Origin of the sequence: Anaerotalea alkaliphila (assembly GCF_010179735.1) — a bacterium.
Classification (GTDB): domain Bacteria; phylum Bacillota; class Clostridia; order Lachnospirales; family Vallitaleaceae; genus Anaerotalea; species Anaerotalea alkaliphila.
In genome coordinates this window covers 35545-48280 of the sequence record NZ_JAAEEH010000007.1, presented here as the reverse complement: position 1 = coordinate 48280, position 12736 = coordinate 35545, and the positions used below count along the sequence as shown (strand labels likewise).

Genomic DNA, 12736 nt, shown 5'->3' with positions numbered 1-12736 from the left:
TGCGAGGAGTAATCGAAATGGCAAATATGAGTCTTCATAAAGTGAAGATGAAGGAAGTGGACCCAGTCGTCCGAAGCGGGAACTTTGAGGAAGTGGCCATGGGCTACACCCTGGAGGAGGCCATGGAGGAGGCGACAAGATGCCTCCAATGCAAGCACAAGCCTTGCGTGTCCGGTTGCCCGGTGAACGTGCGGATCCCGGAATTCATCGAGGCCCTGGCTGCGGGGGACATCGAAACCGCCTACCAGGTGCTTACCAGCGAAAACAAATTGCCAGCCATCTGCGGCCGGGTCTGTCCCCAGGAAAAACAATGCGAGGAGCGGTGCGTCCGCGCCATCAAGGGGGAACCGGTAGGTGTGGGCCGTCTGGAGCGTTTCGTGGCGGACTACTACATGGAGCATTTCAACGGAAAGCAGGAAAAAGCGACCACCAACGGCATCAAGGTGGCGGTGGTGGGAAGCGGCCCGGCCAGCATCACCTGTGCCGGCGAACTGGCGGCCAAAGGGTATGAGGTGACCATGTTCGAAGCGCTGCATGAATTGGGTGGCGTGCTGGTGTACGGAATCCCCGAGTTCCGCCTCCCCAAGGACCTGGTGAAGAAGGAAATCCAGAAGGTCCTGGACCTGGGCGTGCAGGTCCACAAGAACGTGATCGTGGGCAAATCCATCACGGTGGAGGACCTGGTGGAGGACGGATTCAAGTCCATCTTCATCGGCAGCGGTGCCGGACTTCCCCGGTTCATGAACATCGAAGGGGAGAACCTGAACGGCGTCTACTCCGCCAACGAGTTCCTGACAAGGGTCAACCTGATGAAGGCCTACCAGTTCCCCTACACCAACACACCGGTCAACGCCGGAGACAAGGTGGCGGTGGTGGGCGGCGGCAACGTGGCCATGGACGCCGCCAGGACGGCGAAGCGCCTGGGCGCATCCGAAGTGCATATCGTCTACCGGAGGAGCGAAGAGGAATTGCCGGCCCGTCTGGAGGAAGTGCACCACGCCAAGGAGGAGGGGATCCTCTTCGACCTGCTGACGAATCCAGTATCCATCCAGGGGGAGAACGGCCATGTGGCGGGGATGACCTGCATTCGCATGAAGCTGGGGGAACCCGACGAGAGCGGCAGGAGAAGCCCGGTGGAAGACCCCGGCAGCGAATTCTCCATGCCCATGGACACGGTGGTGATCGCCATCGGCCAGACCCCCAATCCCCTGATCAAGAACACCACCGTAGGGCTTTCCGTGAACCGCAAAGGCTGCATTGTGGTGGACGAGGAATCCATGGAAACCAGCTTGGAGAACGTGTATGCAGGCGGGGACGTGGTCACGGGAGCGGCCACCGTAATCCTGGCCATGGGAGCGGGAAAGAAAGCGGCGGAAGCCATCCATGCGAAGTTGACCCAGCAAACCCAGGAATAATAAGGGTAAAAAAGACAGGGATCCATTCTTGGATCCCTGTCTTTTTTTGGGTGCGCCCCGCAGAAGGAGGACGGGCTAGGAGAGCCCCTCCAGCCAGGCGGCGGCGGATGCGTCGCTGGGCATGCGCCAGTCCCCACGGGGGGAGAGGCAGACGGAACCCACTTTGGGTCCGTCCGGCAGGCAGGAGCGCTTGAACTGCTGTGCGAAAAACCTGCGGTAGAATACCTTCAGCCATTTATGGATGAAGGGGCCGTCATAGGTCCCCTTGAAGGCGGTTTCCGCAAGATAGGCGATCTTCGCTGGAGGGAATCCATGCCGCAGGAAATGGTAGAGGAAGAAGTCGTGGAGCTCATAGGGTCCCACCAGTTCTTCCGTCTTTTGGCGGATGTTTCCGCTCTCGTCGGGGGGAAGCAGCTCCGGACTCACCGGGGTATCCAGAATGTCCAGGAGGATGCGGCCCACTTCCGGGGGGACCTGGGTGGAGGCCACCCAATCCACAAGATAGCGGACCAAGGTCTTGGGGATGCTGGCGTTCACCCCATACATGGACATGTGGTCCCCGTTGTAGGTGGCCCATCCCAGCGCCAGCTCGGAAAGGTCACCCGTGCCCACCACGATGCCCCCCAGCTTGTTGCCCAGATCCATGAGGACCTGGGTCCGTTCCCGGGCCTGGGAGTTCTCATAGGTCACATCGTGGACCTGGGGGTCATGGCCGATGTCCTGGAAGTGCAGCAGTGTGGCGGGACCGATGGGAATCTCCAGGAAGTCCGCCCCCAGGGCCTTGATCAGGGCGACCGCGTTGTTGTAGGTCCTGTCGGTGGTCCCGAAACCAGGCATGGTCACCGCATGGAGATGCTGCAGGTCGTAGCCCATCTGCTGGAAGGTCTTGGCACAGACAAGGAAGGCCAAGGTGGAGTCCAGTCCGCCGGAAATGCCGATGACCACATGGCTGCTGCGGACCTGTTCCAGGCGGCGGGCCAGGCCGGTCATCTGGATCTGGAAAATCTCCTGGCAACGTTCGTGCCGTTCGGAAAGGTTCCCGGGAACGAAGGGATAGGGGTCAACCGGACGGGTGTAGCGGACGTCGTAAACGGGCCCCCCGTAGGAGACCACCCTGGGACGGCCGGAAGGGAAGGCGTGGAGGACGGCACCCTCTGCGATGCCGGGCTGCTGCCTGCGGTCGAAAAGCAGCTTCTGCATGTCCACTTCGGTCACCAGGAGGGAGGAATCCAGCTGGAAACGTTCGTTTTCACCGACGCAGACCCCGTTCTCATAAACCATGCAGTGGCCCCCGAAAACCAGGTCCGTGGTGGATTCCCCGAAACCGGAGGAGGCGTACAGATAGGCGGTCATGGACCGGGCGGATTGCTGGGAAACCAGCTGCTTGCGGTAGGGAAGCTTGCCCACCAGGTCGTTGCTGGCGGACAGGTTGGCGATGGCGGTGGCTCCGGCCAGGGCGGACAGGGAACTTGGGGGGACGGGTGCCCAAAGGTCCTCGCAGATCTCCACCGCAAGCTTGAAGTCGGGGAAATTGCGGTCGGAAAAGAGCAGGTCCGTGCCCAATGGGACGGACTCCCCGTCGAAAAGCACCTCCCGGGTGCCGCACTGGAGCGCCCCGGCAAACCAGCGCTTCTCGTAGAACTCGTGGTAGTTGGGAAGGTAGGTCTTGGGGACGAACCCCAGGACCGACCCGCCGCAGACTACGGCGGCGCAGTTGTAGAGGGCGCCTTCCACGGCCAGGGGGATGCCGGCCACCACCAGGCAAGGGAACCATCTGCTGGCCTCCTTGATGCGGACCAAGGCCTCCTTTGCCTTCTCCAGAAGGGAAGGTTGGAAAAAAAGGTCCTGGCAGGTGTAGCCGGTCAGGGAGAGTTCGGGAAAAACCAGCACGGAAGCCTCCGCCGTGGCGGCCTTCTCCATCAGTGCAACGGCTTCCCGGGCGTTCCTTTCGGGATCCGCCAAATAAAGCTTGGGTGACGCGCAGGCCACCCGGATCAAATCATATCCCATGGGGATTCTCCTTCCTGCAACGGGTTGTAAGCATATCCAACATCTTATCATAGAAGCGGCCGTCCGCACAACCCAATCGTTTCGCACAATTTGCAAGCCTTTTCAGCGGTTGGGCATTGTAATTATTGCGAATATTATGTAAAATGGACGGAGGACCGGCCAAACACCGGAAACGACACAGGAGGTTACGCATGGAAGTCAACCAAACCATTGGAAAGCAAAAGAGAATCGCCCTAGTGGCCCACGACAATAAAAAGAAGGAATTGCTCGAATGGGTGGGCAGGAACAAAGAAATCCTCTCCACCCATTTCCTCTACGGGACCGGCACCACCGGACGGCTGGTGTCCGCGAAGACAGGACTGCCTGTGCGGACCTACAACAGCGGCCCCCTGGGCGGGGACCAGCAGATCGGAACAAGGATCATAGAGGATGAAATCAACTTCCTGATCTTCTTCTGGGATCCCATGGAGGCCCAACCCCATGACCCGGATGTGAAGGCCCTGCTCAGGATCGCGACGCTCTACGACATCCCCGTGGCCCTGAATGAAGCCACCGCGGACTTTCTTTTCACCTCCCTGCTGATGGACAAGGATTATGTGCGGCATACCTTTGACGCCCAGTCCATCCTCAATAGGAAGATAGAGATTTAGGAACAAGAAGGGGGAGGCCATGTGCGACAAAAGGAAAATGGCCCTGGCTGGAGCATTTGCGGTTTTCGTCCTGGCCAGCGGTCTGGTCCTGTTCCACAACCAGGGCAACCTGCAGGGAAGGACGGGCTTCCAATTGGAACTTGGGGAGCGGGAGGGCGCGGAGACGGAAATCCATTCGGATGCAGGCGGGGAGCCGCTGGCCCAGGAATCCTTGTATGTGCAGGTTTGCGGCGCCGTGGTCAAGGAAGGGGTCTACGTCCTTCCCCAGGGAGTCCGGGTGTTTGAAGCAGTGGAAGCGGCAGGCGGCCTCCTGCCGGAGGCGGCCATGGAAGGGGTCAACCAGGCCCGCCTTTTGAAAGACGGGGAAATGATCCGGGTCCCCACCCGGGAGGAGCATGCCCGGACGGTCCAGGAGGCCGGGGCGGCAGCTGGGGGCCTGGTGGACATCAACCGGGGGGACAAGAAGGCGCTCATGACCCTTCCCGGAATCGGGGAAGCCAAGGCTGCGGGCATCATCGCGTACAGGGAACAGCACGGCGCCTTCGCCCGGCTGGAGGACCTGATGCTGGTGGGTGGAATCAAGGAAACGCTGTTCAAGCAAATCGAGAGTATGATTACTTTGGAATAGAGGCATGGAGGTTTTATGAAAAAGATATTGATCGTAGACGATGAGAAGCTGATCGTGAAGGGCATCCGTTTCAGCCTGGAACAGGAAGGGTACGACATCGATACGGCTTACGACGGGGAAGAGGCTTTGAATCTGGCGAAAGCCAACGAATACGACCTGGTGATACTGGACGTGATGCTTCCCAAATACGACGGCATGGAAGTGTGCCAGCAGATTCGGGGATTCAGCAATGTCCCGATCATCATGCTGACCGCAAAAGGGGAGGACATGGACAAGATCCTCGGGCTGGAATTCGGGGCAGACGACTACATGACCAAACCGTTCAACATCCTGGAGCTGAAGGCGAGGATCAAGGCCATCATCCGCAGGACCAACAGTCCGGCGCCGGAAAGCGAACAGGTTTCCGTGAAGGAGCTGACCTCCGACCAGATCCGCATGAACTTTGAAAGCCGCAGGGTTTTCGTTCTGGACAAGGAGGTGAACCTCACGGCCAAGGAGTTCGACCTGCTGGAACTGTTCATCAAGCATCCGGGAAAGGTCTACAGCAGGGAAAACCTGCTCAACATGGTCTGGGGCTACGAGTATCCCGGCGATGTCCGCACGGTGGATGTCCATGTGCGGCGGCTGCGGGAGAAGATCGAGTCGAATCCCAGCGCACCGGCCTATATTCATACCAAGTGGGGAGTGGGTTATTATTATCAGCATTGAGTCGAAAAAGGTCAACAGCATCCGGGTCAAGCTGTTGCTGGCCTTCGCAGCCGTAGGTCTGGTCGCCACACTGGTCCTGTCCGTGGCGTTGATCCAATCCATGCGGAACTATTACGAGAACGAAAAGAAAAGCGAGCTCTTCCGGCTTGCCAACACCCTGTCCATCAACCTTTCCAGCAGCGGCTTCTTCGATGAGGCCGCTTACGGGGATTTCCTCAAACACATCAAGGCGGTGACGGACGGAAGGGTGATGGTGGCCGATGAGGCCGGCACCATCCTGTACGACACCAACGACTTGGAGACGGGGAAAACCTATGCCACCAGGGAAATCATCGGTGGCTTGGGAGGGAAAAGCAGCTATATCCATGTCAAGGAGAGGAGCGTGGGGCAGGTGGTGGTGCCTGTCAACAATGCGGACAGGACCAAGGTCAGCGGGGTGATCGTGCTGACCAGCTCCTATGAGAGCGTCACCAGCGCCATCGCCCGGATGAAGAACATCACCTACATGACCGCAGTGGTGCTGGGATTCCTGATACTGGGACTCAGCTATTATTTTTCCGGTGTATTCACAAAGCCCTTCCAGGAGCTGATCCAGCACATGAACCGGGTCACGGAGGGACACATCGACGAGCAGTTCGGCGTCCGGGGGAACTACGAGGTCCAGGAGATCGCCACAACCTTCAACCACATGGTGAACCGGCTGGCGGAACAGGAGGAGAACCGGCAGCAGTTTGTGGCCAACGTGTCCCATGAGTTGAAGACGCCGCTCAGTTCCATGAAGGTGCTGGCCGAGTCCCTGCTTTCCCAGGAGGGGATGCCGGTGGAGCTATACCGGGAATTCCTGGAGGATATCCGGAACGAAGTGGACCGGGAGAACAAGATCATCAACGACCTGCTGGTCCTGGTGACCATGGACAAGAAGGAGCAGCAGCTCTCCTTCGAGGAAGTGGACATGAACCAGCTGGTGGAGAGCGTCCTGAAACGGCTGAAACCCTTGGCGGACCAGAAGTCCATCCAGATCGTGTTCGAAAGCTTCCGGCAGGTCCGCTGCCAGGGGGACGAGACGAAGCTGAGCCTTGCCCTCACCAACGTGGTGGAAAATGCCATCAAGTACAACAACGAGGACGGGGAAATCAGGGTAACCCTGGATGCGGACCACAAGAACCTCTACATCACCGTCCAGGATACGGGGGAAGGAATCCCCGAAGAAAGCATCGACAAGGTGTTCCAACGCTTTTACCGGGTGGACAAGACCCGCTCCAGGGATACGGGAGGGACGGGTTTGGGGCTTTCCATCGTCCAGAAGACCATCCTCATGCACAAGGGCACAATCAAATGTGAAAGCCAGCTCCATGAAGGAACCACTTTCAGCATCAAGCTTCCACTGAATCAGGTCACCCAGGGGTAGCGACAGCGAACTTCATATAATTGTAACAACTTGGTAAAGCTATTTAAATGATTTTTTGCTATTATGTTGTAAGATGTCGGTTGAATTTGGAGGACCTGAATTGAGAAAATGGATCATAACTGGAGGTCTGCTGCTTGTCTTGCTTGCGGCGGCTTGCGGTTCCGGACAGAAAGAGGAATATATCACAAGAACGAAAGAGTCCCCGGTCTTCTATCTGGCAAACGCCGACAGGACCAATCTGGTGCCTGTGGTCGTGGAGCTGGAGGAGGAGGGGGTGGAGGAGGTCATCCGGGAATCCCTTTCCGTGCTGCAGAACGGAAAGCTGGAAAAGGGGGGATATCCCACTGTACCGAAGGAGCTTACCCTGGTGAAGGTGGAACTGAAGGGCGACACTTTGGTTCTGGACTGGCCTGCATGGTATGCCACCATGAGCCCCATTGACGAACTGCTGTGCCGTTCCTCCGTCGTACGGTCGGTCACAGCCCTGGATTTCGTCAGGGATGTGGAGTTCTATGTGAAAGGCATCCCCCTCACCAACCAGGATGGAATCGCTTATGGCAAGATGACCCAGAGCGACGTGATCATCGACCTGCACGCAGAGATGAAAGAGACCGTCTCCAAGGAAGTGACCTTCTACTACGCCGCAAAGGATGGGCAGCATCTGGTGCCCCTACAGAAGACCATCGTCCTGGACACGAGCAAGACCCTTGAAGCCAATGTACTGGGAGCCTACATCCAGGCGGACGAGGCGGCAAAGACGGACAAGGGGGAGCCTCTGACGAAACCGGTCTCCTCGAAGACGCAGCTGAAGAACGTCTATGTCAATGAGGGCATCTGCTACGTGGACCTGGCGGAAGATTTCCTCTCCCGTCCGCTGGAGAAATCGATGACGGAAAAGACCGTCATCTATGGAATCGTGAATACGCTGACGGACCTGAAGGGGATTACCCGGGTGCAGTTCCTGGTGGAGGGGGAGATCATCGCCTCCTACAAGGGGACACTGCCCTTCGACAACCTGTTCTCCAGGGACGAGGACATCCTGGCCCACTAGGGCATGAAAGGAAGGGCCGCCATGACATCCAGCCGAACCGTGCCCCTTCTTTCCCACGCAACAAGACGGCCGGCTTTTCTGCTGGCCGCCGCTTTTGTGGCGGGGACGCTCCTGTACGGACCGTACGGGTCCGTGGCGGTACCGGCGGGGGTTGGGGCGCTGGCCCTGTTCCGCTTGGGCAAGGCACATGACCGGAAATGGATTCCCATCCTTCTGGCCATGTGCCTTTTCGGTTTCCTCCGCTTCCACGCCATGGCCCTTTTCCTGGAGGAGATGGAGCTGCTGGGGGAAGGGGAGCGTTCCTTCTACGGGCGCGTGGAAGAAGTGGGAAAAACCGACAGGGGAAGCGTCTGGACCGTCCGGATCCTGGATGTGGGGAATCGGCGCTATCCGTCCTGGCAGGCGGTACGGGGAAGGTTCTTCCAGGAAGGGGACCTGGAGGCGGCGCCGGGGGACCTGGTGCGTTTCCGGAGCCGTCCCCAGCTCATCCCTGCCCCCTCCAACCCGGGAGCCTTCAACCAGAGGACCTATCGGTTCGCCCGCTCCACGTACATCCAGGGGGATATGGAAGGGGCTTTCCTTCTCCCTGGGACAGGCAGGGGGCCCCTGGCATGGCGGCATGGCTTCCACCGTTTGGAGCGGGCCGCGCTGGAGAAGGTTCTGGAACCCAGGCACCTGGGCATGCTGGAGACGATCCTGCTGGCCCGGAAGGACCTGCTGGAAGAGGAGGACCTGGAGAGCTTCCGGGTGGGGGGGCTTTCCCATCTCCTGGCCGTTTCGGGCCTTCACACGGGCATCCTGGTCCTGGGCTTCCACTGGATGGCACGCCGCCTTACGGGCAGCAGGGTGCTCGGCACCGTCCTTGCCTTTTTCTTCCTCCTCGCCTACTCCTTTTTGGCAGGCGGGGGCTTCTCCATCCAGAGGGCGGGGGCCATGCTGTTCCTCTTCCTTCTGGCGCCCTTCCAGGGGGAGCGGTATGACGGGTTGTCCGCCCTTTCCCTTGTCTGCCTGGTTTGGACGGCCTACAATCCATGGATCCTGCGGGATGCGGGATTCCTGCTTTCGGTTTCTGCGGTACTGGGAATCCTGGTGGTGCTGCCGGTGCTGGAGGATTCCTTCAATCCGGACAGGAGGCCCCTGGCCCAGGGGCTTCTGGTTTCCCTTTCCGCCACCTTGTGCACGCTTCCCGTACTCGTCCTGTACTTCCACAGGATACCCCTGTACGGAATCCTGGCCAACCTCCTGGCCGTGCCGGTTTTCGGAGGCGTGGTCCTGCTTTGCGTTCTGGTCCTGTGCCTTGCATGGACATGGACGCCGCTTGCCGTGTTTTTCAGCGCCTCCCTGGTGCACCTGCTGGACTACCTTGTGGGTGTGGGGGATTTCTTCGGGAACCTGCCCGGGGGAACCTGGGTGCCGGGGGTGCTCCAGGGATGGGGGATGGTGTTCTATGTGCTGTGGCTGGGAGGGCATCTGCTCCTCCTCTCCCGCTGGTCCTGGACGCACACCCGGCGGCTCCATCTGCTGGTCCTTTTGGGATTCCTGGTTGCGCTCTCCTGCCACCAGACCTGGAGGGAGGGAAGGCTGGAAGTGGTCTTCTTGGACGTGGGACAGGGCGATGCGGCCTTCTTCTCCCATGGAGGGGAGACCTTCCTGGTGGACGGAGGGGGCTTACGCCATCTGGAGGAGACGAATACGGGCCGCAGGGTCGTCGCCAAGGCCCTGGAGTCCAAGGGGATCGGCAGGCTATCGGGGGTGTTCCTGTCCCACAGCGACTACGACCACAGCCAAGGGGTCCTGGAGCTTCTGGAGGACATGGAAGTGGGCTTTCTGGCCGTCAGCCGGCTCTATGCGGACCAAAGGGACCTCCAGCTGGAACCGCTGCTGGTGAAGGCGGAAGAGATGGGGGTGGCCCTCCACCACCTGCATCCGGGAGATGGAATCCAGGTGGGCGCCCTGGCGGTCACCGACGTCTCTCCCCCCCTGGAAGCGGGGGAGGTGGTGAAGAACAACGACCGCTCCCTGGTCCTCCGGCTGGACCTGGGGGAATTCTCCCTGGGGTTCACAGGGGATGTGGAATCCCTGGCCGAAAACAGGATGGCGGATGGGGCCCTGGCGGGGGTGGACCTGCTGAAGGTGCCCCACCACGGGGCGGGCACCTCCTCCGGCCAGGGATGGCTGGACCGGATCGGCCCCAAGGCGGCGGTGTTTTCCTATGGCCGGAACAATCCCTACGGACACCCGTCCCCGGAGGTGCTGCTCCGGTATGAAGAGGCGGGAGCCCTGGGCTTGCACACGGCCCTCCAGGGAGCGGTTGCGGCGACGACCGACGGAAAGGGCGGTTTCCGCCTGGAAGTGCAGAATCCCAGGGGACAGTCCCTTGCAATCAAGGAAAGGGGACTGTGGTGAAGGGGACCGACAAGGAGAAGATGGAATGAAGACATTGAAAGACCAACTGAAGACCGGAAACTTCGGAAGACTATATCTTTTTTACGGACCGGAGACCTATCTTGCCCATTCCTACCTGGATTCCATGGTGAAAAGGCTGGTGGGTTCCAAAGAGGACTCCATGAACTATGAACAGTTCGACGGGGCCATCCAGGAGGAGCGGATCCTGGATGCGCTGGAAACACTGCCTTTCCTTGCGGAACGGCGGGTGGTGGTCCTGAACGGCATGGACCTGTTCCTTCCCAAGAACGCCAAGAAGGTGGAAAAGCTGGCCTCCCATCTGGAAAGGATTCCGGACACAGCCACGCTTTTCCTCCTGGAGAAGGAGGTGGACAAGCGCAGCCGCCTGTTCAAACAAGCCTCCAAGCACGGGGAAGTGGTGGAGTTCAAGCACCTGGGGGAAGAGGAGCTGGTGAAGCATCTGGCCCGGAGGCTGGCCCGCCATGGAAAGAACATCGAACGGGGAACCGCCCGACATTTCATCGAAACGGTGGGGTTCGAACTGGAGCGGGTGGAGAACGAGCTGGAGAAGCTGGTGGACTACGCATGGGAGGAACCGGTGGTCACCCGGGACCACATCGACAGGATCTGTTCGAAGAATCTGGAGAACAAGGTGTTCGCCATGGTGGAGTGCCTGGGGACAGAAAAAAGGGAGGAGGCATTGGGCCTCTTCCAGGACCTGATGGCCCTGAAGGAACCGCCCACACGGATCCTCTTCCTCCTGTCCAGACAGTTGCGGATCCTGCTGCAGGTGAAGCTGATGGCCGAAGCCGGCCACAGCCCCGGCGCCATCGCATCCAAAATCAAGCTGCCGCCCTTCGTCGCAAACAAGAACCTGCGCCAGGCGGGGCGGTTTTCCAAGGAGCGCCTGCTGCTGGCGCTGAACAAGTGTCTGGAGGTGGAACTGCTCTTCAAGCAGGGACGGATGGACCTGGAGATCGGCGTCCAGATGATCCTCATAGAAAACAGCGGAAACGGGAAATAGGCTATTGACAAAAAGACCGGACTCCGGTAGAATGTAACAGTATGTTTTAGTGCGATATTTCAAGGCCTGTTGCCGGTACAAACCCCACTTTGGAACGGCAATGACATCCATCCCATCCTGGAAGCTCACCCTCTATTTGCGGAACGGCTGGAACAAGATGGATGCACAAGCATTCTACCAACGGAGGTGAGAACATGGCAAACATCAAGTCTGCAAAAAAGAGAATCCTCGTCACACAGACGAAGACAATGAGAAACAAAATGATCAAATCCCGCGTAAAGACTGAGATCAAGAAGGTCTTGGGCGCAATCGCAGCCAACGATCAAGCAGCCGCCCAGGCACAATTGCTTGTTGCGGTTTCTGAAATAGATAAGGCTAAATCCAAAGGGATTTTCCACAAGAACACCGCCGCCAGAAGAGTGGCGCGCTTGACAAAAGCAGTTAACAAGATGGCGGCTGAGTAGGCTGACGTCATATAAGGAAGGCCTTGAAGCGTATCCGGCAAGGATACGCTTTTCTTGTGCGACAGGGAGCCCCCTGTGGACGAGGCGAAGTGCTTGTGCTACAATCTAAAAGGAATCAATGGAAAAAGAGCAGATAGAAAAGGGACAGGAGTGTTGTCATGGAAATACAGATGTGGAGGGAAATCCTCATCCCCTACCAGCAGGCGGTGCAGGAACTTGTCATCAAGTTCACGTCCATCCGGACGGAAAACAACAAGTTGGGGAAATATTCCCCCGTGGAACTGGTGGACGGAAGGGTAAAGAAGATATCAAGCATTTTGGACAAGGCCAGGAAGAAGCAGATTCCGTTGGACAGCATGGAGGAGGAGATCGAGGACATCGCCGGCCTCAGGATCATCTGCCAGTTCGTGGAAGACATCGACAAGGTGGTGGAAATCATCCGCTCCAGGAGCGACATGGAAATCAAGTACGAGAAGGACTACATTTCCAACATGAAGCAGAGCGGTTACAAGAGCTACCACATCATCATATATTACGATGTGCATACGGCGCTTGGGAAGAAAAGGATCCAGGCGGAGATACAGATCCGCACCTTGGCCATGAACTTCTGGGCCACCATAGAGCATTCCCTCCAATACAAGTACAAGCACAACATCCCGGCGGAGATACGGGAGCGCCTTATGAAGGCGGCGGAAGCAGCCCATGTGCTGGACGAGGAGCTTTCCACTATCCGCAGCGAGATCATGGAGGCGCAAAACACCTTCCAATACAAGTCCGGCGTGATTGCGGACATCCTGAACAATATCCAGAACATCCGCAGCGCCTCAGAGAATGACCGGGAGGTGGAGAAGATCCAGGAGGAATTCTACCGCCTTTGGGAAGAGGGGAATCTGGAAAAACTGGGCGTGTTCCGGCGGCAGCTGGATGTGATCGCAGAAAACTACAGGGTGCAATCCCTGGGAGACAACTGAG

General features: G+C 58.6%; 11 protein-coding genes. 10 read left to right on the top strand and 1 reads right to left on the bottom strand.

Annotation, left to right across the window (positions count from 1 at the left end):
* The first annotated feature begins 17 nt into the window (after positions 1-17).
* Entirely contained in the window at positions 18-1415 is a 1398-nt protein-coding gene (gene gltA, locus GXN74_RS04005; protein WP_162369638.1) for an NADPH-dependent glutamate synthase, read from the top strand.
* Between the two features lie 75 nt (positions 1416-1490).
* Here the strand turns inward: gltA and GXN74_RS04000 are convergent, their stop codons facing one another.
* Complete coding sequence (locus GXN74_RS04000) at positions 1491-3425, bottom strand: NAD(+) synthase (RefSeq protein WP_162369637.1); 1935 nt, start codon at positions 3423-3425, stop codon at positions 1491-1493.
* A gap of 191 nt (positions 3426-3616) precedes the next feature.
* Between GXN74_RS04000 and GXN74_RS03995 the strand changes: the two genes are divergently transcribed.
* From GXN74_RS03995 to GXN74_RS03955, 9 genes are all read left to right on the top strand, one after another.
* Positions 3617-4075, top strand: a complete 459-nt coding sequence (locus GXN74_RS03995; protein WP_162369636.1) for a methylglyoxal synthase — start codon at positions 3617-3619, stop codon at positions 4073-4075.
* Between the two features lie 19 nt (positions 4076-4094).
* Positions 4095-4703 carry a ComEA family DNA-binding protein gene (locus tag GXN74_RS03990; protein ID WP_162369635.1) on the top strand — a complete coding sequence of 203 codons (609 nt, stop codon included), beginning with the start codon at positions 4095-4097 and terminating at the stop codon, positions 4701-4703.
* A gap of 15 nt (positions 4704-4718) precedes the next feature.
* Positions 4719-5411, top strand: a complete 693-nt coding sequence (locus tag GXN74_RS03985) for a response regulator transcription factor (protein WP_162369634.1) — start codon at positions 4719-4721, stop codon at positions 5409-5411.
* A gap of 34 nt (positions 5412-5445) precedes the next feature.
* Positions 5446-6819, top strand: coding sequence for a sensor histidine kinase (locus tag GXN74_RS03980; protein WP_162369633.1), 1374 nt, complete (start codon positions 5446-5448; stop codon positions 6817-6819).
* Positions 6820-6919: 100 nt separating this feature from the next.
* Positions 6920-7870, top strand: a complete 951-nt coding sequence (locus GXN74_RS03975) for a GerMN domain-containing protein (RefSeq protein WP_162369632.1) — start codon at positions 6920-6922, stop codon at positions 7868-7870.
* Between the two features lie 21 nt (positions 7871-7891).
* Positions 7892-10276: a DNA internalization-related competence protein ComEC/Rec2 gene (locus GXN74_RS03970; RefSeq protein ID WP_162369631.1), complete on the top strand. Its 2385-nt coding sequence runs from the start codon at positions 7892-7894 to the stop codon at positions 10274-10276.
* A 25-nt stretch (positions 10277-10301) separates the two neighbouring features.
* Positions 10302-11300, top strand: coding sequence for a DNA polymerase III subunit delta (gene holA, locus GXN74_RS03965; protein ID WP_162369630.1), 999 nt, complete (start codon positions 10302-10304; stop codon positions 11298-11300).
* A gap of 194 nt (positions 11301-11494) precedes the next feature.
* Entirely contained in the window at positions 11495-11764 is a 270-nt protein-coding gene (gene rpsT, locus GXN74_RS03960) for a 30S ribosomal protein S20 (protein ID WP_162369629.1), read from the top strand.
* 158 nt (positions 11765-11922) lie between these two features.
* Complete coding sequence (locus GXN74_RS03955) at positions 11923-12735, top strand: GTP pyrophosphokinase (protein WP_162369628.1); 813 nt, start codon at positions 11923-11925, stop codon at positions 12733-12735.
* Position 12736: the final 1 nt, after the last annotated feature.